Origin of the sequence: Paenibacillus barcinonensis (genome assembly GCF_003217495.1) — a bacterium.
GTDB classification, from domain to species: domain Bacteria; phylum Bacillota; class Bacilli; order Paenibacillales; family Paenibacillaceae; genus Paenibacillus; species Paenibacillus barcinonensis.
Map to the genome: position 1 here is coordinate 1 of NZ_QJSW01000005.1, position 24,712 is coordinate 24,712.

Here is a 24,712-nt window from a genome sequence, read left to right on the forward strand (position 1 = left end):
ATATATCTTTTCTAATGACGCGGGGTGGAGCAGCCCGGTAGCTCGTCGGGCTCATAACCCGAAGGCCGCAGGTTCAAATCCTGCCCCCGCAATTGTAGCTTTCCTAACCGAAAGTGATCTGGAACCGTGGTGTAGTTGGCCTAACATGCCTGCCTGTCACGCAGGAGATCGCGGGTTCGAATCCCGTCGGTTCCGCCATTTATATATGCTTCAGGGATGAGAATCCGGGTTTCGGGTTCGTCGGAGCATACACTTCGAGAGCATTTGCTTCGCAGTCTCGAACGGAGTGAGAGTATCCCGTCGGTTCCGCCATTTATATATTTTATTATCGCATGCGGAAGTGGCTCAGCGGTAGAGCATCGCCTTGCCAAGGCGAGGGTCGCGGGTTCGATTCCCGTCTTCCGCTCCAATATTTTGCGCCCTTAGCTCAGCTGGATAGAGCGTTTGACTACGAATCAAAAGGCCGGGAGTTCGAATCTCTCAGGGCGCGCCATTTTATTTTATCGTTTGCCGGCGTGGCGGAATGGCAGACGCGCTCGACTCAAAATCGAGTGGGAAACCGTGGAGGTTCGAGTCCTCTCGCCGGTATATATAACGGGATGTAGCTCAGCTTGGTAGAGCACCTGGTTTGGGACCAGGGGGTCGCATGTTCAAATCGTGTCATCCCGATCTTTAGAAAGCACTATCTTAACGGATAGTGCTTTTTGCTGTTTGATAATATCCTTGCAGACTTCGAGCACACGGGTGTGCATAAAGCGTAATACATTAGGTCACAATAGTTTTAAAAAGTGATTGAAGGGGTTTATGTGAGCAGGCTCAACTTCAGAAAACAATTCAGGAAGCGTTGGCGGCGATGGAGACGAACGTTGTGGATGGCCGGTGCGATCATAGCGATTACGGTATTAGCATACCGTGGTATAACCATATCAGCCGCGGTAGAGCGCTTATTAACAACAAAATTTGGGGAAGCTGTGAGTGTTATGGGTTCAGTCGAGCAGGATCGCCGAACTGAGCAGGAGATTGAGACACTTGTAAGCCAACTCCAGACTGAGAGAACGAAATTAATACGTGTCGTTTTGCAAACTAAATATATCTGTGGTGTGGAGACAGAACAATTAGGAAGAATGGATATACCTCAATTGAAAGTATTACTTGCTCAACATCCAGAGTGGGATGCTGAGGTTACTTCAGTGGATACTCTGCAACTGAAGCAGAGCATAGATGATCTCTCGCCGATCTGCAAGCAGCAAGCCTACATCAGTATTGATGCTGCTGGTAATCTGAATCTATACGAGGGTAAGCCTGCGGAAGATAACGTTATTCGTACGTTTTTTCAACTGGATGTAGGTACGTTGGAGAGCTCACTGCCTAATGGAGTTTTAGAGCAATTGCAGGAAGGGATTCGTGTTCAAGATAAGGATGAATATGACAGTGTGATTTCCACATTCAGCGACTTTGCTGTGGATGAAAGGCATCGACTGCTTCGGAACGGCGGTTAACTCTCACAATAAAAAGTCGGAGCTTCCAGTCGAATATGTGAACAAAAGAACTTGACCAAAGGACATCATCAGTATGTCCTTTTTTGTCGTGGTCTGTGGAAACGTAGAATGTAAAACATTTTGCAGAATACAAACGAAAAACAGCAAGTATTAGCATAGACAAAGTTTTTCCTGCCGCGCGGCTTATCTTTTGTTATAATGAAATGAACGATACATATGTTCGCTTTTGTAAGGGAGAGATGGTTTTGCGTTTTTTGGGGATTGACCCGGGGATTGCGATTGTGGGTTTCGGATTTGTGGATAAGATCGGGAACAAGGTTGTGCCCGTACAATATGGATGTATTCAGACAGAGGCTCATACTCCTGAGGAGGAGAGACTTCTTCACGTATATGAGGGCATGGTACAGTTAATTGACAAATATAAACCGGATGCGGTAGCACTGGAGAAGCTTTTTTTTAACCGGAATGTAACTACAGCGATGTCTGTCAGTCAGGCAAGAGGGGTCATGGTGCTTGCAGCTGCCCAGAAGGGTCTTCCGGTTGCAGAATATACTCCAATGCAGATCAAACAGGCTATTGTGGGGTATGGCAAGGCGGAGAAAAAGCAGGTACAGGAGATGGTCAAAATGTTTCTTCGCCTTCAAGTTGTGCCCAAACCGGATGACGTGGCAGATGCGCTGGCTGTTGCTGTGTGTCATGCCCATTCTTATACATTAAATTCCAAGTTGAATGAGGTATTGCGAAAATGATTGATTTTTTAAGAGGACAATTCATACATGTTGAGAGTGATTATATTGTTCTGGATGTTCATGGCGTAGGTTATCGTGTATTCTGTCCGAATCCTTATGCGTTTGCTAAACAAGAAGGCGAAATAACGGTGTATACCCATCATCATGTTCGTGAAGACGCAATGCTGCTATTTGGTTTTGTGACGCGAGATGAGCAGCGTTTGTTCCGCAAACTGATTGAAGTGTCCGGCATCGGACCGAAAGTGGCTTTGGGGATTCTTGCTGGCGGTACGCCAGATCACGTAGTTACTGCGATCTATCAGGAGAACTTGACGTTCTTGACAAAGCTGCCAGGCATCGGTAAGAAAACAGCGCAGCGTATGATTCTTGATCTGAAAGACAAGCTGGACGGCTTCGGTACGGCAGCATACGAGACGGGGTTGTTCGCACCGCCATCTGAAGAGGCTGGAAGCGGCTCTGCTTGGGATGAGGCCCGTGAAGGCCTGAAGGTACTTGGTTACACAGATAGTGAGCTGGATAAGGTATGGCTAAAAATGAAAAAAGATGCGACTACGGCGGATTCTGTAGACGTGCTGATGAAGCGCGCGCTGCAGATGTTATTTACCGGATAAATTTTTTGAAATAATATAATAGAGTTGCAGCCTGCAAGAAAAGGGTGAGAAAAGTATGGATGAACGGATTATATCCGCAAACCTGATGATGGAGGACCAGAACGTTGAATTAAGTCTTCGTCCCCGTTATTTGAATGAATACATCGGGCAGAATCAGGTGAAGGAAAATCTTAAAATATATATTGAAGCGGCTAAATTACGAAATGAAGCATTAGATCATGTGCTGTTATACGGTCCTCCGGGACTTGGTAAAACAACACTTGCTAATATTATTGCCAATGAACTTGGCGTAAATCTCAGAACAACTTCAGGTCCGGCAATTGAACGCCCAGGCGATCTCGCTGCGCTGCTGACGAATCTGCAAGAGGGAGATGTCTTGTTTATTGACGAGATTCATCGCCTGCATCGTACGGTTGAAGAGGTGATGTATCCCGCAATGGAAGATTCCGCATTAGATATTATGATTGGCAAGGGTCCCAGTGCACGATCCGTTCGTTTGGATTTGCCGCCATTTACGTTGATTGGTGCGACTACCCGTGCGGGGCTATTGTCTGCTCCTCTTCGAGATCGGTTTGGGGTTATTAGCCGTCTGGAATTCTACACAGTTGATGAACTGGCCTACATCGTATCACGCTCTACCGAAATTTTGGGTGTAGAGATTGTGGGCGATGCCGCAGAGGAGATTGCTCTGCGTTCACGCGGGACACCACGTATTGCTAATCGTTTATTGAAACGGGTACGTGATTTTGCGCAGGTGCGGGGCGATGGCATTATTACACAAGCGGTGGCAGAAGAAGCATTGCAACGTCTTCAGATTGATCCGCGTGGATTAGACGAAATTGATCACAAGATGCTCAAGTCCATGATTCATAGCTTCCGGGGAGGCCCTGTTGGTCTGGATACCATTGCGGCAACCATTGGGGAGGAGTCTCAGACGATTGAGGATGTATATGAACCGTATCTGTTGCAGATCGGTATGATTCAGCGGACGCCAAGAGGACGAATCGTAACGGATCTGGCCTACCATCATCTTGGGCTGCCTGTTCCGCCTAGAGATGCCAAGTAAGGATTAACTATACGGTGATGTGGATTGGACAAGAGCTCCTGATTACAAAATGATAAGAGAAGAACCGATATACACAAAAGACACTGTACAGAGAGGAGCCTGAAGGTGGCAAAAGCAATACGTACGAAAAAATGGAGTCGTCGATTGAAAGTGCTGGCGGCTGCTCTAATGATGACAGCAACATGTTTGCAGTTACCCGCTTATGCTGATGGCAATGATGCACAGTTGATCAGGGTAGCTCTGTTTGCCAATTTAGGAAGCACATATAAATCAACGACACCACTCGTCACATTTGAAGCGAGTGGACAGTGGGGGCTTCAGTCTGAGCGGGGCACCACTATGACGATTCCATCCGGACAAGCACGTTTTAGTGCAGATGGATTTCGTGTAAAAGTGCTAGAAACGACCGATTTTAAAACAGCCGCAGCAGCTGCAAAATTGCTCCAGGCGACTACAGATAAACCGTTATTATTCAGTGCATCGTTCAATGGCAAAACGCTTTATCAATTGTATACAGGCAATTATGGAACGGCAGCACTGGCAGGACAAGCCGTTACAAGAGTACAAAAAACAGCTTCAGCTCAATTAGCAGGACAGCAACCTGCTGTGACAGGAAGCGAACATCTGCAAGCAGGCAGCTATAACTCTCTTCAGGAAGCAGAAGCGGCGCAGGCAAGTTTGCTGTCAGCCGGCTTTACAGCTTATCCTGTACTTCAACTGGACGGAAGCCAGACTTATACAGTTTGGGTGGGGGAAGCTGCATCTGCAGCAGAGTTATCTACGCTAAAGCAGCGTATCGAAACGAGTGCAGCTGGCATGAACCTCACTCCTGCAGGCAGTGGGGGTCTAATAATTCGTCAGGATGCAGGATTGAATATGGACAAGCTAATAACTGCTCCGCATTATACAATTGCAGGTAAAGACTCTAAAGTTCTTGTACAAGGAACAGGTAGCGGTATCAAAGTTGTGGAGCGATCACAGCGAACTTATCGTGGAGATATGGAAATCAGTATCGTTAATGGGGATTTGGCTCTGGTTAACGTTGTAGCGCTAGAACAATACTTGTATTCAGTTGTGGGTGCGGAGGTCTATTCTTCCTGGCCGGCAGAAGCATTGAAAGTGCAAGCAGTTGCGGCTCGTTCCTATGCGCTGCAGCAAGGGGAGCGTTTCAAGATTGCCAATGTTGTAGATACCACACTGAGTCAGGCCTATAACGGAATGAATTCGGAGAACGATAAAGTAACGAAAGCTGTGGATGCTACTGCCGGAGAAGTTATTAAAAGCGGAGGCAAAATAGTAGAAGCTGTGTTTTCCTCCAATGCGGGCGGTCAAACGGCCCATCCTTCTGAGGTATGGAACGGTGGTGCAGGAGTCTTCACTAATGTGGAGAGCCGTGGAGATCAATCTGCCCAAGCCGGGCTTCAGACCTGGTATCATGTTCTTCTGAATTCAGGTGTGAGCGGATATATTCGTGAAGATAACGTAAAGCAACTCGCAGCAAAGTCGGATGCGGGCCTCTCTAAAGTAACCGTCACGGCTCAAAATACGAATGTAAGACCTATCCCGCTGATCCAATCCAATGTTGAACCGGTAGCCAAAATTAATCCCGGAACAGAGGTTGTTGTATTGGCAAAAGTGGCTCAATCCAATGATTATGCCTGGGTAAGAGGACCGTTTACCTCAGCGCAGCTACTTAAAACATTGCAGGGTAAAACGACAACCGCCCTTCCTTCCTCAATCTCCATGCTGGAAGTAAGCAAGCGAGGACCTTCTGGACGAGCGATGGAAGTTACGGCGAACGGGCAGCCACTGACAGTCAAATATGCTGATACTTACCGCTCTGCATTAGGTGGATTGCCTAGCACTTTATTTGATATTGCTGGAACCGGAAGTTATACTGTATTAGGCGCTGACGGCAATAAAGTCAGCAAAACGGGATCACAGGGGGCTGCTGTGTTATCTGCCTCAGGAACTGGAACCTCTTCGAGCAATGCCTTGGTTGTGATGAGTGCTGATGGTCAAGCGAGAGCTGTAACACAGGGGCAGATGTTTATGTTCATCGGTCAAGGTAATGGTCATGGGCTCGGATTATCTCAATGGGGAGCCAAAGGGATGGCTGATGAAGGGTATGATTACCAGACAATATTGAAACACTATTATCAAAATGCGACGATTGTCAAAGAATGAAACAAAGAATACGATGCAGTTCAAGAATGAATTGAAAGAATACCAATGTGTTAAGGAATGAATAGAACATGAATGTGGACTTATATAACTTTGAATTACCAGAGGAACTAATTGCACAGACACCATTGCTGGATCGCACCGCTTCTCGGTTGCTTACTTTGAATAAAGAGACGGGCGACGTTGCTCACCACCATTTTCCTCATATCATCAACGTGCTGGAGCCAGGAGATACGCTGATTTTGAATGATACTCGTGTATTGCCTGCCCGCCTGTTCGGTGTCAAAGAAGACACAGGCGCCAAGGCGGAGGTGTTACTCCTCAAGAATGTGGAAGGCGACAAGTGGGAGGCACTGGTCAAGCCAGGTAAAAAGCTGAGAGATGGTGCGGTCATCGTGTTTAGTGATGAACTCAAGGCCGTTATTAATGAAGTCGGTGAAATGGGGGCGCGTACGTTAACGTTTGAGTACAACGGCATCTTCCAGGAGATTTTGGATCGTCTGGGCGAAATGCCGCTGCCGCCATATATCAAGGAAACGCTTGATGATCGTGAGCGTTATCAGACGGTATATGCGAAACACGAAGGTTCCGCTGCTGCACCGACAGCCGGGCTTCATTTTACAGATGAGCTTCTTGATCAGATTCGCGCTAAAGGTGTGAATATCGGCTTTATAACTCTACATGTTGGGTTAGGCACCTTCAGACCGATGTCTGTTGATGTTGTCGAGGATCATGTTATGCATGAGGAATACTACTCTCTGTCTCAGGAGACGGCGGATCTGATTAACCAGACCAAAGAGAACGGCAATAAAGTTTATGCAGTGGGTACAACCAGCTGCAGAACGTTGGAAACGGTGGGAAGCAAATTCGAAGATGGCATGCTGCAGGAAAGCAGTGGCTGGACGAGCATCTTTATCTACCCAGGATACTCCTTCAAAGTTATTGACGGGATGCTTACTAACTTCCATCTGCCGAAATCAACACTGGTTATGCTTGTTAGTGCGCTGGCGGGTCGGGAGAATATAATGCATGCCTATGCCGAAGCGATCAAGGAGAGATACCGTTTCTTCAGTTTTGGCGATGCAATGCTGATTTATTAATAATCGATTAACTTTCAGAGGATGATTAAAACCAATGGCAGCAATTACGTACGAACATATCAAAACGTGTAAACAATCCGGTGCGCGTCTGGGACGTGTGCATACCCCACACGGCATTATCGAAACACCAACCTTCATGCCGGTAGGTACGCAGGCAACAGTAAAAACGATGAGTCCTGAAGAGCTGAAAGAGATGGATGCTCAGATTATATTGAGTAATACTTATCACCTGTTTCTGAGACCAGGGCATGAAATTATCCGTCAAGCTGGCGGCTTGCATAAGTTTATGAACTGGGACCGCCCTATTTTGACTGACAGCGGTGGGTTTCAGGTGTTCTCTCTTAGTGAGATGCGCAAAATTACAGAAGAAGGCGTGCACTTCCGCTCCCATCTAAACGGAGACAAAAAGTTCCTCTCCCCGGAAGTAGCTATGGAAATTCAGAATGCACTAGGATCGGATATTATGATGGCTTTTGATGAATGCCCTCCATATCCGGCCGAGTATGAATACGTGAAAAAATCACTTGAAAGAACAACCCGGTGGGCAGAACGTTGTCTTGAAAGTCATGCCCGTCCACATGATCAAGGTTTGTTTGCCATCGTTCAGGGAGGCATGCATGAAGATCTTCGCCGTCAAAGCGCGGCTGATTTGACTTCCATGGATTTCCCGGGGTATGCTATTGGTGGACTGAGTGTTGGAGAACCGAAACATTTGATGTATGGTGTATTGGATTATACGGTGCCTTTGCTGCCTTCCAATAAACCACGTTATTTGATGGGTGTAGGTTCACCCGACGCGTTGATTGAGGGATCAATTCGTGGAGTGGACATGTTTGACTGCGTGTTGCCAACCCGAATTGCCCGTAACGGAACAACGATGACAAGTCAGGGACGTCTGGTGGTTCGCAATGCCAAGTTTGCAACGGATTTTGGGCCGCTTGACCCTGAATGTGATTGCTACACTTGCCGAAACTATTCCAGAGCGTACTTGCGTCATCTGATTAAAGCAGATGAAACGTTTGGTTTGCGTCTGACAACGATCCATAATCTTCATTTCCTACAGAATTTGATGCGGAATGTGCGCAAAGCCATAATGGAAGATCGTTTGCTTGATTTCCGGGATGAATTTTTCGATCAATATGGTCTGCATGACAATGACAAAGGTTTCTGATTAAGGTTTTTGCGGAGCCGATGTAACAAGCAATATCTGTATGTATAGTCGATAAGGGGGAGTTTGCATGTTTCAAGGAATGTTAGCGGCAGGAACAACGCCTAGTGCAGGTGGTGGAATTTTCTCATTAATCGTACCTTTGGTACTCATGGTAGCGATTTTCTACTTCCTGATGATTCGTCCACAGAACAAAAAGCAAAAGCAACGTAATCAAATGTTGAGCCAGTTGAAAAAGGGCGATAAAATTGTAACCATTGGCGGCCTTCACGGTACAATTGCCGAAATTACAGACGATGTCGTGGTATTGCGCGTTAACGATGTAACCAAACTTACATTTGATCGCAACGCCATCAGCAGTGCTGTAAGTCGTGAAACGGCTCAATAATTTTATACATGATGAGAATATGCCTGGCATATTCCCGAACAGAGAATCGGATCTGAGCAGATCCGGTTCTCTTTTTGTATTTTTAACGAACAGGGATGTTGAACAGAGAAGGCGGTCAGGAAGAACGTTGAGTATTCACACCGAAGATGCCTCCGAACGCGGCGAGCACAAAAGCGCTGAGCAGCTGCAGGCTGTCCCTCCAGTTGAAGGAAGCATCGAGTGCGAGGAAGCCGATGAGTAACACGAGAAGCCCATATACGATGCCCGTAAGGCCTCCATAGTACCATCCTTTCTCGCCCGACCGTTTACCCGCAATGAAACCACCCATGAGAAGAGACAAGCCATGAACAACGTAAGTATAGGTAGAGAGGTCCTGTTCTCGCATGTCGCTCATCCACAGGAAGAAGGAAAGAATGAAAGCGCCGATAAACATCCAGACAAAAGCATGACAGAGGCCAGACAGAATTGGATTGGACATCCGAAATGAGAACAAGCGGCGAATCAATTGCATGAAGTATCCCCCTTGTACAAGTTTGAAATTAATACAGTGTATGGTCAAGCCTGCGTACTTATGAACTGATTTCCATTAAATAAACGGATTATTTCTGCATGAGCCCGTCAGGTTCAGGTCAAAATAGGGATTGCACTTCCGGTGTCTGTCCAAATGCTGAAATGCGAAGGAGGTCCCTGTTATGAATTTCACTGATATCGGCCCACATGTATTCCGTACAATACTCATGTATTTTCTGGTTTACTGTGCAATTCGTATTATGGGCAAACGTGAGATCGGCAAGCTGTCCATGTTTGATCTGGTCGTGTCGATTATGCTCGCCGAAATGGCTGCTTTTGTCATCGAAGATATTAAAAAACCGCTCTCCCATGGCATTGCACCGATGCTGACGGTCATCATCATGCAGATAGGTATGGCCTATGTCGGCTTGAAAAGCCGAAAGCTTCGTCTGATGATTGATGGAAAACCAACGGTTATCATCTCCAAAGGCAAGCTTCACCGGGATGAAATGAAAAAGCAGCGTTATAATCTGGATGATCTGCTTCAGCAGCTACGGGAACAAAACATAGATAGCATAGAAGATGTGGATTTTGCTTTGCTTGAGACAACGGGCAAGCTGACGGTGTTTCCTAAAGATCAAAGCGAAGGTAGTGGCAATGCTTCCTCCACTTTGGGTTCAGGTAAACCATTGTCAGGTCAAAAGGGCAACATCAAATTAAAGGGCTTCCCCAACATCAAATATGAAGGGCTGCCTGTTCCGCTCATTATGGATGGGAAGGTTCAGGATGAGAATCTGGAGATGATCGAGAAAACACGCTTCTGGTTAAAAAATGAGATTCAACAAAAAGGTATCACGGATTTCAAGGATGTCTTTATATGCTCCATCGACCACAATGGCAAATTATATATCAGCCCTCGTGAGGACAAGAAGTGAATTTATTTTTTGGAGCGCCGTTTGAACCACGAACCAATGAGCGGTGCCCGGGATAAATCATGGAAATCAATCATTTTGGTCAAACCCATGATGAGCAAATAGACAATTAAACCGGTAATCGGGGCAAGGATCATGCGTAACCAAAAAGGAAGCATGGCTACGGTGTGCTCGTATACGAGCAAGGTCGCTGCACCCATGATGAACATGCCGGCTCCTGTTTTGACCCAATCCACCAGCTTGAAGCGAAAATTCAAAAGAATACGAACGCTGCGTGCATGTAATAAGGTTACGACCATCGAATTGACACAGATTGCAATGACCGCACCGAAAATACCGTATTCAGGCCGTGAAGCCAGCATCAGAATTAACGAGATTTTGATAACAGCACCGATAAACGTATTCAACAATGCTTTACCAGGGCGATCAAGTGCCTGCAACGCAGCCTGGAGCGGAGCTTGAATGTAGATAAATAATGCAAACGGAGCCATCAGCTTCAGCATGCTTCCAATCGATGCATCGTTATAAAGCACCAGACACATCGGTTCGGCAAGCACATACATAAAGACGGAAAACGGTGCACCGGTGACCAGTGCAAGCCGCAGAGCCTGATGCATTCTTTTATGAATAAGCGCACGATCCCCCCGGGCAGAAGCTTCTGACAGAGATGGGACCAGAGAGGTGGCGAGGGAAGAGGTCAATGCCCCAGGCAGCAAGAGCAGTGGTATGACCATGCCTTGTAATGCGCCGTATTGGGCAGTAGCGAGTCCTTTGGCAATTCCGGCAAGAGCGAGACTCTGGGCCGTTACAATTGTCTCTGCGAGATAGGATAATGAGCCAACCAGACGCCCGGCAGTAACGGGCACCGATATGGCGAGCAGTCGCCGGATCAGTCCCCCCTGATAGGTTTCTGTTTCTACGGGCTGTTCCGTGTGCGGCTTCTTCTTTGAAAGAGGCAGTTCTTTTCTTGCTCTTGCATAGTTCCATAACAGGACCAGCATTCCCCCCAGTTCACCGACCATTGCGCCCAGCATGGCCCCGGCGGCTGCATGTTCAATCCCGTGAGGCAACAGCAACCATGCAAACCAGATGACACAAATAATACGGATGATGGTTTCCACAATGGAAGACACGGCTGTAGGCATCATATTTTGTTTGCCCTGGAAATACCCCCGGTACACGGCTGAAACGGCTATAATGGCTATCATAGGGCTCATGCTCACGAATGTATGATATACCCGTTCATCCGTAAGTACATACTGAGTGATCCACGGTGCAAACACGATGCACAGAAACATAAAAACGACTCCAAGCGTAAGTGTAAAGCTCAGACTGATCTGCAAAATACGCTGGGGGGAATATCGGTTAGCACCGGTTTCGGCTTCTGCCACAAGCTTGGCTACAGCTAAAGGAATACCGCCGGTAATCAGCGTGACCAGCACGATGAAAAAGGGATAGCTCAGTTGATAGATGCCAACACCCTCTGCACCGATGACCCGTGGCAGTGCAATACGCGGAATGAAGCCGAGAATGCGATTAATTATACCTGCCGCGAGCAGGATCATGGCCCCCTGAATAAATGTCTGTTTCTTCAAAACTACCCCTCTTTCCCGGTTGAAGGTACAGGTTATCCTCACTAAAGGTACAGGTTATGCTTATTAATGGGACAAAGCCGTTGTATTTCATCCTATGCCGGGGTTTTATCATCTCATGACAACTTGGACATGATTAACAAAAAGAACCATCTTCAGCAAGAAGGAATATGATCGGGTGAGGTCGAATGATGTAGTATCGATGCCGCAGAGAGGCTTGGATGTACGAAGGGAGGCTCCCCACTTGGAAGAGATGAATGATGTGGAGTTGGAAGAGTCCATAGAGATACTCTGCCGAAGCAAGGCAGAGGAATTAAGGCTTGTCGGTTACGAATATGTCACCAGCAAAGATGTCTGGAATTGCGTCAGTCATAAATACGAAAAACAGGGCATTCCACCGCTTCACCAGCTGGTGAACGACATATTGTCACTGAAAGCAACAAGCTTTATGAACTTTATGACCGTGTCTGCATACCGGGGGTCCTCTTTCTAGACGAAAGGGATCTTTTTTGTTGAAAATTGACTGCTTTTTACGGCATCGCTATAATAGGAATATTGAGAACGAAAGGGGATCTAGGAACGGCATGAAAAGAATTATCAGTTTCATTCTGGTCGTGCTTGTCACCACAGGGGTTATGGTGGGAACAAGCCCGGAGCTGCTCAAAAATATACGCTTGGGCCTTGATTTAAAAGGAGGCTACGAGATCTTATATGAAGCAGAGCCGCTCGAAGCAGGGCAGCAAGTCAGCAAAGCCTCTCTGGTGCAAACAGCCAAAAGCCTCGAAAGCCGTGCCAATGCGCTCGGAACAAGTGAGCCTGAAGTAACAACGGAAGGAACCAACCGTATTCGGTTGAAATTGGCAGGGGTTACGGATGAGGCCGAGGTTAGAGCCAAAATGAAAGAACCTGCTGTTCTGACCTTCCGGAGTAAAGCAGAGAATGACAAGGAAGGCCAATACTCCAAAATTGAGCTTCGTGGTAATGAATTTGTCGAAAATGCGGCGAAGGTTGTTTTTACGAATTTGAATCAGCCGATGATCGACATTAAAGTGAAGGACAAAGCCAAATTTTCTGAAATCACGAAACGTTTGGTTGGACAACCTCTCGCCATTTATCTGGATGATACGTTGCTTTCTGCACCAACTGTGCAACAGCAGCTGACGGACGGATCGGCTCAAATCTCGGGTAACTATACCCGTGAAGAAGCGAACCAGCTTCGTGATACCATTAACCTGGGTGCACTGCCTTTGAAACTTACCGAGAAGTACTCCCAAAGTGTTGGTGCGACGCTTGGTAAGCTGTCCCTGGATCAAACGATCAAAGCTGGTTTAATTGGCTCGTTAATTATCCTGATCTTTATGATTGGACTTTATCGCGTACCTGGTATTATTGCGAGCTTTGCTTTGATCACACATACGTGGTTAGTGCTTGCGATCTTCTATCTTGGTGAATTTGTTCTTACCCTTCCGGGTATTGCAGCCTTCATCCTGGGTATAGGTATGGCGGTGGATGCAAATATCATTACGTATGAACGGATCAAGGAAGAGATGCGCAGTGGCAAATCCATTCTGTCATCCGTTAAGGCTGGAGGCAAGCACTCCTTCCGTACGATTATTGATTCCAATGTAACAACCATTATTGCAGCGGCTGTTATGTTCTTCTTGGGAACGGGGGCAGTTAAAGGTTTTGCGCTCGTCCTGATTTTTGATATTGTGACCAGTATTATCACGAATATTTTCTTCTCCCGCTTCCTGTTGACCCTGCTTGTACGGGGTAACGTGCTCAAGAAGCCTAAGTATTTCGGAGTGAAGGAGAGTGAAATTCGTGCGCTTTAATTGGAACTATGACTATGTTAAAGGCAGTAAGATTGCCTATATCTTTTCAATTATTTTGACAGTGGCCGGTATCGTCAGTTTATTAACATTTGGCTTGAACTATGCTGTTGACTTCAAATCAGGCTCCAACGTGGATATTACCGTATCCAAAGCAATTACAACGGAGCAGATTGATCCGATTATCAACGATATGGGTGTCAAGGAGGGTGATGTGCACATCACGCCGGGCGCTGATCGGGTAAACGTTCGGTTCTCCAATGTTCTGGATGAAAATCAGGAAAGTAAATTCAAGCAAGAATTTAGCAAGCTGGATTCAACAGCCTCCTATGAGGTCAACACGGTTGATCCTGAGATGGCCAAGGAACTGGAACGCAACGCAATCTATGCGGTACTCATTGCAAGTATCGGGATAATGATTTATGTGGCGATTCGTTTTGAATGGCGTTTTGCAGTGGCGGCGGTAGTTTCCATCTTTCATGATGCGTTTGTGGTCATCAGTGTATTTTCGATCTTCCGATTGGAAGTCAATCTGACGTTTATTACAGCAGTGCTGACTATTGTTGGTTTCTCAATCAACGATACGATTGTTATTTTTGACCGGATTCGGGAAAATCTGCGTTTTGCCAAAAAGACAACCAAAGCCGATTTGCGTGAGGTTGTGAACCACAGTTTGGCTCAAACGATGACTCGTTCCTTGAATACCACATTCACCGTATTCATTGCGTCACTTTGCTTGTTTATCTTCGGCGGCGAGTCCATCCGTATGTTCTCTCTGGCGATGGTGATCGGAACATTCTTTGGAGCGTATTCATCCATCTTCATTGCAGCTCCGTTGTGGTTCACGCTTAAAAGCAAACAGAGCAATAAGCCTAAAACAGCGGCTAAAGCTTCTAACTAAACATCGAAATGCAAAGCCGCGTCTGCCAGGCGCGGTTTTGCAGCGTTAAGTACAGAATGAAGGGGGAATAAACATGACAAGAGAATCCGGCCCGTCTGCGCATGCAGCGACATGGAGCGGTATCGTCGGAAATATGGCACTTGCCGTGATTAAAACAGGAGCAGGATACATGGCGAACAGCAAGTCTTTGTTAGCTGATGGCTTGTACTCCGCTTCTGAAGCCGCCTCTTCCCTGGTCGGTCTGTTTCCCTCAAAATCTGTACATTCCAAAGGCAAGGTACAAAGGGAACGTTTCAAGCAGCATGCACGTGCCGCAAGGCCGGGTATGACGGTTCTGTTAGCGGTACTGATCCTGATGGGAGGTCTGCAGTTGGCTATCTCTGCATTAGGCATTCTATCCAGCGATGAAATTGAGGCTCCCGGCAGGTCCGTGCTTCTGATTGCAGTCGCAGCGCTGGCGGTGAAAGAAGCTATTTTTCAATTTCAATATCGTGTTTTCCGCAAGCGGAATCAGTCCCAAGCGTTATCGTATGCACTTCAGCATCGGCGTGCGCTCTATTGTTCACTCACCGTGTTAATCGGTATCATCGGCTCTATGGCAGGAGAAGAAACAGGGTTAAACCTGCTTCTCTATCTTGATCCGATTACAGCTATACTTGCTTCTGGCTTCATTTTCTATAAAGGCTACCGAATGATCGTAGATACAGTGTATGGATCACTTGTTCAGGAACTGGATCAGGAGGATGCAACGGACTTTAAGGAAACTGTACAACGCGTGTATGGCATTATTACGATTGAACACCTGGTTGCACGGGAGCAGGAGCACGACGTTACCATTGAATTGGTCATTAGTGTGAACCCCAGAATCTCCATTCTGGAGGCGCAAGAGATCGCTAACAGAGCAAGGACGTTGTTATTAACAAGATTCAGTCATGTCAAAGAAGTCCAGGTACAGGCTGTGCCTTATGATCCTGGATATCCTTATAAATCCAATCATGAACTGCCCGATCATGAAGCGACATTAATTCAGTAGTGGAGCGGGTCAAGCAGATCAGGAAAGGAGCGTTATCATTGCTTTATTCGCAATATCGGTGGAATACACCACATATTAATCTGGAGGCGGCTGCGGTACTTTCGCAGGCGCTTTCCGTTTCACCACTTGTAGGACGTTTGCTTGTCAGCCGAGGTGTGCACAATGAACAAGAGGCAGAACGTTTTCTGCATCCGGATATGAATCAGATGCATGATCCCTATCTGCTATTGGGGATGCGAGAGGCTATTCCCCGAATCAAGCTGGCCTTAGAGCGAGAAGAACATATTTTAATATACGGGGATTATGACGCTGACGGAGTATCCAGTACATCGCTGATGATCCATCTCATGCGTCATTTGGGGGCTTCATACGACATCTATATCCCTCATCGTTCCAACGAAGGGTATGGACTCCATAACCATGCTTTGGATTGGGCTCATCAGCAAGGAGTAACTTTGATTATTACCGTTGATACTGGCATCAGCGCTGTTGAACAGATTGCCTATGCTTCTACACTGGGTATCGAGGTGATTGTAACGGATCACCATGAACCCCCTGAAATACTACCAGAGGCCTACGCATTAATTAATCCCAAGCTGCCGGATTGTCCCTACCCTTTCAAAGGCTTGGCAGGAGCAGGGGTGGCCCTGAAGGTTGCACAGGCGCTCATCGGTGAAGTGCCTGGTGAATGGATGGAGATTGCGGCAATCGGCACAGTAGCCGATTTGATGCCGCTGGAAGGCGAGAATCGGGTGATTGTCAGTTACGGGATAGAATCCATGCGCGGCTCGAAGCTGCCAGGAGTTAGTGCTTTACTGGAGATCAGTGGTGTGGACCAAACCCAGGTGACTTCCGTAAATATTGCCTTTGCCATGGCCCCGCGTATCAATGCCAGTGGCCGTCTGGATCATGCCGGAAGAGCCGTATCCTTGCTTACGACAGAAAGTCTGGACGAGGCGCACACACTCGCAGGACAGCTTGATCTGTTGAATCGGGAGCGACAGCAAGTCGTAGAGGGCATACTACAGGAAGCGACGATGCAGCTGGAGTTGAAAATCGAGTCGCGTTCAGGATCAGTCCCGGATGTCATCGTACTGGCTGGCGAGGGCTGGAATGTTGGCGTGGTTGGCATCGTAGCTTCCAAATTACTCGAGCGATATTATCGACCAACGTTGATTCTCGGCATTGATCCCGAGAGTGGGGTTTGCAAAGGCTCCGCTCGTTCAATCGAAGGCTTGGATATCTATGAGGCGCTGACAGCGAACAAGCAGTATATGGACCACTATGGCGGACACCCTGCGGCTGCGGGGATGACACTTCATCGGGATCAATTGCAGCAGCTAGAGACAGGTTTGAATGAATATGCCGCAACTGTCCTAACAGAAGCGGATTTTATACCTCAGCGGCTGGCTGATGATGAATGCAGAATCAGTGACGTGCCTATCAAGGTGATTCAGGAGATCGACCGTTTGCAGCCGTTTGGCATGAGCAATCCATCCCCGCGTTTTGTATTTCGAAAGGTGACTGTCAAAGAAACCCGGACCATGGGGCGAGATAAACGCCATCTGAAACTGGTGCTGGAGCAGGAAGGTCAGCAACTGGAAACCGTTGCTTTTGGCAAGGGAGCGTTGGCTGAATTCCTCACTCCAGGTTCTGTCATTGATGTGATGGGCGAACTGTCCATTAATGAATGGAATGGTATGAGAAAGCCGCAGCTGATGCTTCAGGACATCCATGTTCCTGGGGCGCAGGTATTTGATATGCGGGGACATGCTGATCCGTTACATGCCATGAAACACTTCCTGAGCGCACTGGATGTACACTTGCGTTATAAGGCAGGTTCCATCGGAGCGATTGTGCGTAAGGAGACAAATGTTTCTGAGGGAAATTCATTGTATGAACCGTGCCTTTGGGTATATGATAGAAAGGTCGGGCTATTTCCGTGTAATGCTGCTGCTCAGCAGTATGGACAGGAAGAAGTGCGAACGTTATTTGTGTTTGATACGCCGGAAACTCCGGAACAACTTGATGCAATGCTGGCTCTATTCAGCGGAGCTGAGAATATCATCCTTCTGCACGGATCAGGCAACCGCCTGGATCGCCTTCAGATGCCTTCCAGAGAACTGTTCAAGCGTATTTATATGCTGGTGTTTAAATGGAAAGCGGAACCCGTGGTGGAACAAGAAATGATTCCTGTGCTCAGCCGTCAGTGTGGCTGTTCTCCACGTATGATTACGATGATGCTGGATGTTTTTGAAGAGCTGTCCTTCATTACCCGAGAGGATGGTATGATTACGGTCGCTGACAATCCACCGAAACGTGATCTGACATCGGCACGTCACTATCAGGCGCTGGAGCATATGGCCGAGACGGAACAGGTGATGCTGGATGCATCGACACCTCAGCTGACACAATGGATGATATCCCGGATGAAGGGCGTATCTTAGATGGAAGTTTGTGTATTTATTTTAGGAGGAGATTATTTTGGATTTTAAAGAGTATATTCGTGTCATTCCTGACTTCCCACAACCGGGAATCAGCTTTAAGGACATCACCACCTTGTTGAAAGATGGAGAAATGTATCGCAATGCAATCAATGAACTGAAACAGATGGTTTCTGACCTCAAAATTGATGTTATTGCTGGACCTGAAGCGCGTGGTTTCGTTGTGGGCGCTCCACTCGCATACGCTCTTGGTGTTGGATTTGCTCCCATTCGCAAAAGTGGAAAATTGCCTGGAGCGACAATTGAAGCAGGGTATGATCTCGAATATGGCAAGGATACACTTGCAATGCATACAGATGCAATTGAAAAAGGACAAAATGTCCTGATTGCAGACGATCTGCTCGCAACGGGTGGAACGATTGCAACCTCCATTAATTTGATTGAGCAGCTAGGTGGTAATGTGGTTGGCGCAGCATTCCTGATTGAGCTGTCCGATCTGAATGGCCGAGCAAAGCTGCCTGAAAATATGGATGTATTCACATTGATGAACTACTAAGATCGTGATCCATTGTGGATTGGATTGTTGTGAGTAATGAAGTGTAACTTTCCCGTTTCCCGGGAAATAATATACAGCATTAATGATTGGCAAAAAGCCTGTTTCTCCAACGCTTTGGTTGGGAGAACAGGCTTTTTGCCAATCATTTTTTGAAGAAAAAGCGCTCTGAGGTTGATATGAGATTGCATGAATCCGCATTCGAGCAATTCCCTGTCAAGCATCCTGTAATCAGTCGGGTGTTTTTTCAGTAACAGGTTGCTTTTGAGTCTCCTCGTTTAACAGACCGATCACTTCAAACAGTTTGAACAGCAGGCTGAGAAGCATTCCAGCGATTGTAGCCAGCGCCATTCCTTTCAAATGCACACCATAGAAGGAAATTTCCGTACCGCTGAGTCCAATGACAAGTACGAGTGTAGTCAGGATCAGGTTTGTTGGTTTGGCAAAATCGACTTTTTGTTCAACCAGAATACGCAGACCCGATGCTGCAATAACTCCGAACAGGAGCAAGGAGACCCCGCCCATAACTGGTACAGGAATGTTCGCAACCAGTGCCGAGAACGTACCCGAGAATGAAAGCAGGATGGCAATGACAGCGGCGCCGCCAATGACATAGATCGAGTAAACACGAGTGAGCGCCATAACACCAATGTTCTCACCATACGTGGTATTTGGTGTTGACCCAACGAAGCCGGAAAGAATCGTAGATACACCGTTACCCAGCAGGGAGCGATGCAGACCAGGATCTTTAGACAAATCTTTGCCGACGATGCTGCTTGTGACAAGCAGGTGTCCAATATGCTCAACAATAACAACGAGCGCTACCGGTAGAATTGTGAGAATGACGGACCAGTCAAATGTAGGAGTAGTTAGCGTTGGAAGCGAGATAAAATCGGCATCAGCAATGGTACTTGTTTTAACAAAGCCCATAGAGTATCCGAGAATGTAACCGACCACGATACCGATCAGGATGTGAATAATTTTGGGGAAACCACGGAACGTTACAGCTCCGATCACAGTGACTCCCAAGGTTACCATGGATAGAATAATCGGTTTGGCTTGAGGTACCCAGCCAGGGTTGTTGACAGGGTCGGAATTGATCAGGCCTGCCATGCCAGCAGCAACCGGCACAAGCTCCAAACCAATCAAGGCGACGATTGCGCCCATTACAGCAGGGGGGAATACCACATTGATCCAGCCTGTGCCAGCATATTTAATGATGAGGGCTACGATACAAAATACGATGCCTGTTACGATGAATGCTCCAAGTGCCATCGAATATCCGTTCTCAGGATGCCCTTTTAAGACGGCCATTACAGGAGCTATAAAAGCGAAGCTTGATCCGAGGTATGCCGGAATTTTTCCTTTACACATCAGGATGTACAATAGTGTACCAATTCCGTTCATTAGCAGAATCATGCTAGGGTCTACCCCAAAAAGGTTAGGTACCAATACCGTACTGCCAAACATGGCAAATAAATGTTGCAGGCTCAATAATGTGCCAGGGCCAAAAGCCATCTTCTGATCAACCTGAATTTCGCGTTGCAAAGAATTTCATCTCCTTTTCCGATACACAAACTTTCAATAGATTACAGACTTTCTTGCAAATAAGCAATAACATTTTTCGGAATTGGCTTGTAAAACACTTGATTTCTTGATAATTACTTTTTCATTACCTTCTATTTCAGCAAATAACGGCAATAATGTATACCAACTGAGCGGTTATAAAAATGGATTAAACGCTCTTGTTCGTCACTAGTTGACGGGAAACGGGCGAAGCGTCATAATTATAGGAAATTACTTTTACGGGGAACCTGTGTTGATGTATTGTCACGGGTTCCATTTTGTATAGAAAGGACACGGAACACATCAGAATGGGCATAGAGCAATTACTTGAGAAGGCCGGGGCATATATCAAAGAACCCGATTTGGTGCGCATACGAGAGGCTTATGAATTTGCTGATCAGGCTCACCACGGACAGACGCGAAAATCGGGAGAACCGTATATTCTGCATCCGCTTGCGGTTGCCGATATTGTTGTGAATATGCAGATGGACACCATCTCCATTATTGCAGCACTTCTTCATGATGTAGTCGAGGACACTACGGTTTCGCTTGAAGAGATTCGCACTCATTTCGGCAATACGTGTGCCATGCTTGTTGACGGCTTGACGAAGCTGGAACGAATCCAGTTCCGCTCCAAGGAAGAGCAGCAGAACGAGAACTACCGCAAAATGTTTATCGCCATGGCACAGGACATCCGTGTCATTGTGATCAAACTGGCAGACCGTTTGCATAATATGCGGACCCTCAAGTTTCAGTCGGAAGAAAGCCAGCGCCGGATCTCGTATGAGACGCTGGAGATTTTCTGTCCAATTGCCAACCGTCTGGGGATCTCTGCAATCAAATGGGAAATGGAGGACATCGCCCTCCGTTATTTGAATCCGCAGCAATACTATCGTATCGCCAATCTGATGCACAAGAAACGTGCAGAACGTGAGCAGTATATAGACACGGTTATGGACGGCATTACGAGCAAACTTGAAGAAATGGGCATTCAGGCAGACCTTTCAGGTCGTCCAAAACACATCTATAGTGTGTTCAAAAAAATGACCACCAAAAACAAGCAGTTTAACGAGATTTATGATCTGCTTGCGATTCGTATTATTGTGGATAATATCAAGGATTGTTATGCTACGCTGGGTATTATTCACACCCTATGGAAGCCTATGCCTGGACGCTTTAAGGACTATATTGCCATGCCGAAGGCAAATATGTATCAGTCCCTGCATACAACGGTGGTGGGACCCAACGGTGAGCCGACCGAGGTGCAGATTCGTACCTGGGACATGCACCGTACCGCCGAGTTTGGTATCGCGGCACACTGGGCCTACAAAGAAGGAACCTCGGCAGGTCCTCAGTTTGAGGACAAGATTACTTTTTTTCGGGAAATTCTCGAATTGCAAAATGAAGCACAGGACGCTTCCGAGTTTGTGGAATCGCTCAAAATGGATTTCTTCTCCGATCTGGTATTTGTGTTTACGCCAAAAGGTGAAGTTATCGAATTGCCAAGCGGCTCGGTACCGCTTGACTTTGCTTATCGCATTCATACCGAGGTTGGTAATCGGACGATCGGAGCCAAGGTCAATGGCCGTATTGTTCCACTGGATTACCATCTCAAAACGGGCGACATTATTGAAATTCTCACCTCCAAGCATTCCTATGGTCCTAGCCAGGACTGGTTGAAAATTGCGAAATCCTCTCATGCACGAGCCAAGATCAAGCAGTGGTTCAAGAAGGAGCGCCGCGAGGAGAACGTGGAAAAAGGCCGGGAAAGCTGTGAGCGTGAGCTGAAGCGCATGGGACTTGATCCGTCTGCGTGGATGACAGATGACAAGCTGATGGAAGCGGCGAAGAAATTTGCGTTTAACGATATTGATGACATGCTCGCCGCAGTAGGTTTTGGTGGAATTACCGCAGCGCAGATTGTTACCAAAGCAACAGAAAAGCTCCGTAAGGAGCAGGAAGAATCCAATTTGCTGGAATTGAATTCCGAGATGCGTGAGCTGAAGCCTGCGCCAGAACGTAGAAACAGACCAACGAACGGTATCCGTGTCAAAGGTATTGATAACCTGCTGGTTCGTTTTGCACGTTGCTGTAACCCGGTGCCGGGGGATGACATTATTGGTTATGTTACACGCGGACGCGGCGTATCTGTGCACCGTAGTGACTGTCCAAATATCCCTACAAGTGCAGATGGGGAAGAAGCAGCACGGGTGATTGAAGTGGAGTGGGAAGAGAACATCGAATCAAGCTACAGTGTCGATATTGAGATTACAGGCCATGATCGCAATGGACTGCTCAATGAGGTGCTTCAGGCTGTTTCGGAAAGCAAAACGAGTATATCCGCCGTCACTGGACGGACCGATAAAAATAAATTGGCATTGGTGCACGTCACCATTCTGATTCGCAATACAGACCATCTGCATTCCGTAGTTGAACGAATCAAACGGGTGAAGGACGTTTATTCTGTGCACCGGATTATGCAGTAAGGAGTCTGTACAATGAGAGTGCTGGTACAACGCTGTAAAGAGGCTCAGGTTACGGTAGGGGATGAACTTACAGGCAAAATCGAAGCCGGTTTGATGCTGCTTGTAGGTATAACTCATGAGGATACCGAGAAGGACGCGATCTATCTGGCAGATAAAATTAGCGGTCTTCGCATATTTGAGGATGAGCAGGAGAAGATGAATCTTGGTTTGCTCGATGTAGGCGGAGCAGTTTTGTCCGTTTCGCAGTTCACGTTGTATGGTGATTGCCGTAAAGGCAAACGTCCAAGTTTTGCTGCGGCAGCTCGTCCCGATGCGGCGGAGCGGTTATATGAAACGTTTAATCAATTGTTACGCGATAAAGGAATTCAGGTGGAAACCGGACGCTTTGGAGCGATGATGGACGTGACATTTACGAACTGGGGCCCGGTTACCCTGATGGTAGAAAGTCCTTTGCGCGACTGAACTTGCGCATAATTGAATAGTGAAGAGGCCATAATGAGAGATAAGTCATCGTTGGTATCACATTGTAGTAGTATCTTTGTTGACCAAAGGAGCCTCTCTTATTATGCGCCAATCTGCAAAAGTAACCAAGGCACGAATCGAGCCGCTGCTGATCCCTGGCAATCTGGCAGAGTCACTTCACCTTGCCCGCTCTGCGGCAGCTTATGTGTCTACGATGTGGATGCTGCAAACTTCAGATAAGGACAGGCAGGAGCATCATCCACGACCATAACATTATTCATTCAACAAAATAGGTGCGATCAAAGTCCCGAGGGTTCGACCATCCGGGGCTTTTTGCTGTTCTCATTGGGATGGTCCCCTTCTGATACCAATTCCAAATGTGTGGTTGTTATAAAAGCCACTGTATGGGGTAATAACAAAACGAGGCACCGAAAAGATGTGCCAAAGGATCAACAGATTTCCCCATGTGAGTACCGCATTCGAATACGGAAAGGAGACCATAGATCATGAGTAAAGTTGCTTTTTTGCTTGCGAATGAGTTTGAGGATTCAGAAATGAAGGTTCCGTACGATGAGGTGAAAAAGGCTGGGCATGAGGTGCATATTATCGGATTAAAAGCCGGTGAAACGCTTCAAGGCAAAGGAGGCAAGGCTTCCTACACAACGGATAAAGCCATCTCTGAGGTTCATGCTTCCGAGTATGATGCCGTAGTTATTCCAGGTGGCTCATCGCCGGAAAATTTGCGGACGGACGCAAACATCCTCAAGTTTGTCACGGAAATCAATGCTGCCAGAAAACCAATCGCTGCAATTTGCCATGGTCCTCAAATTTTGGCCAGCGCAGATCTGCTCAAGGGACGAACAATCACCTCCTATCCACCGTTGAAGGATGACATGGTGAATGCTGGAGCCGAGTTCAAGGATCATGAAGCGGTGGTGGATGGAAACTATATTACATCCCGTACACCTGAGGATGAGCCGGCATTTGTTCGCGAACTGATGAAAGTGATCTAAGCGTCAGAAGGTTAAATTTAACGCGATGATGGCATTCTATGAATAGATTTCATTCCGCAAAGGATAAAAATATGAATTTATAGTGGGAGGGTTTGACATGGCAAAACATATTCAGGCGTATTTTCGAACCGAAGACGAGGCAGAGGGTGCCAGAACTTCACTATTGACGTTCCATACCGAGCAGTTGGAAGTAGGTCAGCTGGATGCTGCCATTGGCAGGGATACACGAGTTATGGTTCCGCTGGTCCCGTATAATACGGCCGGGGGTGTAGGGACGAATGGTGCAATGGGCGTAGGAGCAGCTCCCGGAGTTCCGGCGGGTGAAAATGTAATCCCGGTGGTCACCGACGTTAATCGCGACGCTGAACGTGATCCTCGCAACAGAGTGAACGAGGACGGAGATATGCTGGATGCCGCAGATGTGACTTCGGCTGATCATGATGACCTGCATTATGTTCTGTCTGCCAAAGTCAGGGATGAGGATTATGAGGCAATCGTTCATAAGCTCCGCTCCAACCACGCCTTTGTGGAAGAATTGGATTAAACATATGCACACAAGAAGGCCCTTACGCCAGCGTAAGGGCCTTCTTGTGTAATACTCACCTCCAGTATTGCCTTCGCAA

At 47.1% G+C, this 24,712-nt stretch carries 23 protein-coding genes and 6 tRNA genes; 26 read left to right on the plus strand and 3 right to left on the minus strand.

The window, feature by feature from the left end; all coding sequences use genetic code 11:
- The first annotated feature begins 18 nt into the window (after window positions 1-18).
- From DFQ00_RS09360 to yajC, 14 genes are all read left to right on the plus strand, one after another.
- Window positions 19-92: transfer RNA gene (locus tag DFQ00_RS09360), tRNA-Met, on the plus strand.
- Between the two features lie 28 nt (window positions 93-120).
- Window positions 121-198: transfer RNA gene (locus tag DFQ00_RS09365), tRNA-Asp, on the plus strand.
- 136 nt (window positions 199-334) lie between these two features.
- Window positions 335-409: transfer RNA gene (locus tag DFQ00_RS09370), tRNA-Gly, on the plus strand.
- Between the two features lie 7 nt (window positions 410-416).
- A tRNA-Arg gene (locus DFQ00_RS09375) sits at window positions 417-493 on the plus strand.
- Between the two features lie 16 nt (window positions 494-509).
- A tRNA-Leu gene (locus tag DFQ00_RS09380) sits at window positions 510-588 on the plus strand.
- Between the two features lie 7 nt (window positions 589-595).
- Window positions 596-669, plus strand: a tRNA-Pro gene (locus DFQ00_RS09385).
- A gap of 203 nt (window positions 670-872) precedes the next feature.
- Window positions 873-1,499: a BofC C-terminal domain-containing protein gene (locus DFQ00_RS09390; protein WP_110896232.1), complete on the plus strand. Its 627-nt coding sequence runs from the start codon at window positions 873-875 to the stop codon at window positions 1,497-1,499.
- 245 nt (window positions 1,500-1,744) lie between these two features.
- On the plus strand, window positions 1,745-2,248 hold the full coding sequence (gene ruvC / locus DFQ00_RS09395) for a crossover junction endodeoxyribonuclease RuvC (RefSeq protein ID WP_110896233.1): 504 nt from the start codon (window positions 1,745-1,747) through the stop codon (window positions 2,246-2,248).
- The gene (gene ruvA, locus DFQ00_RS09400) at window positions 2,245-2,859 is read left to right on the plus strand and encodes a Holliday junction branch migration protein RuvA (RefSeq protein ID WP_110896234.1); all 615 of its coding nucleotides are present in this window, start codon (window positions 2,245-2,247) and stop codon (window positions 2,857-2,859) included. Before ruvC ends, ruvA begins: the two co-directional genes overlap by 4 nt.
- 55 nt (window positions 2,860-2,914) lie before the next feature.
- Window positions 2,915-3,925, plus strand: a complete 1,011-nt coding sequence (gene ruvB / locus DFQ00_RS09405) for a Holliday junction branch migration DNA helicase RuvB (RefSeq protein WP_110896235.1) — start codon at window positions 2,915-2,917, stop codon at window positions 3,923-3,925.
- Window positions 3,926-4,093: 168 nt separating this feature from the next.
- Window positions 4,094-6,112 (plus strand): SpoIID/LytB domain-containing protein, encoded by a 2,019-nt coding sequence (locus DFQ00_RS09410; RefSeq protein ID WP_110896540.1) that lies wholly within the window; start codon window positions 4,094-4,096, stop codon window positions 6,110-6,112.
- 68 nt (window positions 6,113-6,180) lie between these two features.
- Complete coding sequence (queA, locus tag DFQ00_RS09415; RefSeq protein WP_110896236.1) at window positions 6,181-7,209, plus strand: tRNA preQ1(34) S-adenosylmethionine ribosyltransferase-isomerase QueA; 1,029 nt, start codon at window positions 6,181-6,183, stop codon at window positions 7,207-7,209.
- Window positions 7,210-7,243: 34 nt separating this feature from the next.
- Window positions 7,244-8,380 carry a tRNA guanosine(34) transglycosylase Tgt gene (gene tgt, locus DFQ00_RS09420; RefSeq protein ID WP_110896237.1) on the plus strand — a complete coding sequence of 379 codons (1,137 nt, stop codon included), beginning with the start codon at window positions 7,244-7,246 and terminating at the stop codon, window positions 8,378-8,380.
- A 67-nt stretch (window positions 8,381-8,447) separates the two neighbouring features.
- Complete coding sequence (gene yajC / locus DFQ00_RS09425; RefSeq protein ID WP_244213758.1) at window positions 8,448-8,765, plus strand: preprotein translocase subunit YajC; 318 nt, start codon at window positions 8,448-8,450, stop codon at window positions 8,763-8,765.
- Window positions 8,766-8,880: 115 nt separating this feature from the next.
- Here the strand turns inward: yajC and DFQ00_RS09430 are convergent, their stop codons facing one another.
- Entirely contained in the window at window positions 8,881-9,276 is a 396-nt protein-coding gene (locus tag DFQ00_RS09430; RefSeq protein WP_110896238.1) for a TIGR04086 family membrane protein, read from the minus strand.
- A 181-nt stretch (window positions 9,277-9,457) separates the two neighbouring features.
- Here DFQ00_RS09430 and DFQ00_RS09435 point away from each other — a divergent pair, with 181 nt between their 5' ends.
- Window positions 9,458-10,210, plus strand: coding sequence for a YetF domain-containing protein (locus DFQ00_RS09435; RefSeq protein ID WP_110896239.1), 753 nt, complete (start codon window positions 9,458-9,460; stop codon window positions 10,208-10,210).
- Window positions 10,211-10,212: 2 nt separating this feature from the next.
- Here DFQ00_RS09435 and spoVB read toward each other — a convergent pair whose 3' ends face one another.
- Window positions 10,213-11,802 carry a stage V sporulation protein B gene (gene spoVB, locus DFQ00_RS09440; protein ID WP_110896240.1) on the minus strand — a complete coding sequence of 530 codons (1,590 nt, stop codon included), beginning with the start codon at window positions 11,800-11,802 and terminating at the stop codon, window positions 10,213-10,215.
- Between the two features lie 250 nt (window positions 11,803-12,052).
- On the opposite strand from spoVB, the gene DFQ00_RS09445 reads away from it, so the two are divergent.
- From DFQ00_RS09445 to DFQ00_RS09470, 6 genes are all read left to right on the plus strand, one after another.
- The gene (locus DFQ00_RS09445) at window positions 12,053-12,292 is read left to right on the plus strand and encodes a post-transcriptional regulator (protein ID WP_244213785.1); all 240 of its coding nucleotides are present in this window, start codon (window positions 12,053-12,055) and stop codon (window positions 12,290-12,292) included.
- A gap of 91 nt (window positions 12,293-12,383) precedes the next feature.
- Window positions 12,384-13,634 (plus strand): protein translocase subunit SecD, encoded by a 1,251-nt coding sequence (secD, locus tag DFQ00_RS09450; protein WP_110896241.1) that lies wholly within the window; start codon window positions 12,384-12,386, stop codon window positions 13,632-13,634.
- Window positions 13,624-14,532 carry a protein translocase subunit SecF gene (gene secF, locus DFQ00_RS09455; protein WP_110896242.1) on the plus strand — a complete coding sequence of 303 codons (909 nt, stop codon included), beginning with the start codon at window positions 13,624-13,626 and terminating at the stop codon, window positions 14,530-14,532. Before secD ends, secF begins: the two co-directional genes overlap by 11 nt.
- Before the next feature lie 73 nt (window positions 14,533-14,605).
- Entirely contained in the window at window positions 14,606-15,565 is a 960-nt protein-coding gene (locus DFQ00_RS09460; RefSeq protein ID WP_110896243.1) for a cation diffusion facilitator family transporter, read from the plus strand.
- Between the two features lie 38 nt (window positions 15,566-15,603).
- Window positions 15,604-18,012: a single-stranded-DNA-specific exonuclease RecJ gene (recJ, locus tag DFQ00_RS09465; protein WP_110896244.1), complete on the plus strand. Its 2,409-nt coding sequence runs from the start codon at window positions 15,604-15,606 to the stop codon at window positions 18,010-18,012.
- Window positions 18,013-18,049: 37 nt separating this feature from the next.
- Complete coding sequence (locus DFQ00_RS09470; RefSeq protein ID WP_110896245.1) at window positions 18,050-18,565, plus strand: adenine phosphoribosyltransferase; 516 nt, start codon at window positions 18,050-18,052, stop codon at window positions 18,563-18,565.
- Between the two features lie 228 nt (window positions 18,566-18,793).
- Here the strand turns inward: DFQ00_RS09470 and uraA are convergent, their stop codons facing one another.
- A complete protein-coding gene (gene uraA, locus DFQ00_RS09475; protein WP_110896246.1) occupies window positions 18,794-20,110 on the minus strand; it encodes a uracil permease in 1,317 nt (438 codons plus the stop codon).
- 326 nt (window positions 20,111-20,436) lie between these two features.
- Between uraA and DFQ00_RS09480 the strand changes: the two genes are divergently transcribed.
- The 5 genes from DFQ00_RS09480 to DFQ00_RS09495 all read left to right on the plus strand — a co-directional run bounded on the left by DFQ00_RS09480 (window position 20,437) and on the right by DFQ00_RS09495 (window position 24,633).
- Window positions 20,437-22,614, plus strand: a complete 2,178-nt coding sequence (locus DFQ00_RS09480; protein WP_110896247.1) for a RelA/SpoT family protein — start codon at window positions 20,437-20,439, stop codon at window positions 22,612-22,614.
- A 12-nt stretch (window positions 22,615-22,626) separates the two neighbouring features.
- The gene (gene dtd / locus DFQ00_RS09485; protein ID WP_110896248.1) at window positions 22,627-23,076 is read left to right on the plus strand and encodes a D-aminoacyl-tRNA deacylase; all 450 of its coding nucleotides are present in this window, start codon (window positions 22,627-22,629) and stop codon (window positions 23,074-23,076) included.
- Window positions 23,077-23,179: 103 nt separating this feature from the next.
- Complete coding sequence (locus tag DFQ00_RS29105) at window positions 23,180-23,347, plus strand: hypothetical protein (protein ID WP_167433649.1); 168 nt, start codon at window positions 23,180-23,182, stop codon at window positions 23,345-23,347.
- Between the two features lie 235 nt (window positions 23,348-23,582).
- The gene (locus DFQ00_RS09490) at window positions 23,583-24,089 is read left to right on the plus strand and encodes a type 1 glutamine amidotransferase domain-containing protein (RefSeq protein WP_110896249.1); all 507 of its coding nucleotides are present in this window, start codon (window positions 23,583-23,585) and stop codon (window positions 24,087-24,089) included.
- A gap of 97 nt (window positions 24,090-24,186) precedes the next feature.
- Window positions 24,187-24,633, plus strand: coding sequence for a hypothetical protein (locus DFQ00_RS09495; RefSeq protein WP_110896250.1), 447 nt, complete (start codon window positions 24,187-24,189; stop codon window positions 24,631-24,633).
- The last annotated feature ends 79 nt before the right edge of the window (window positions 24,634-24,712 follow it).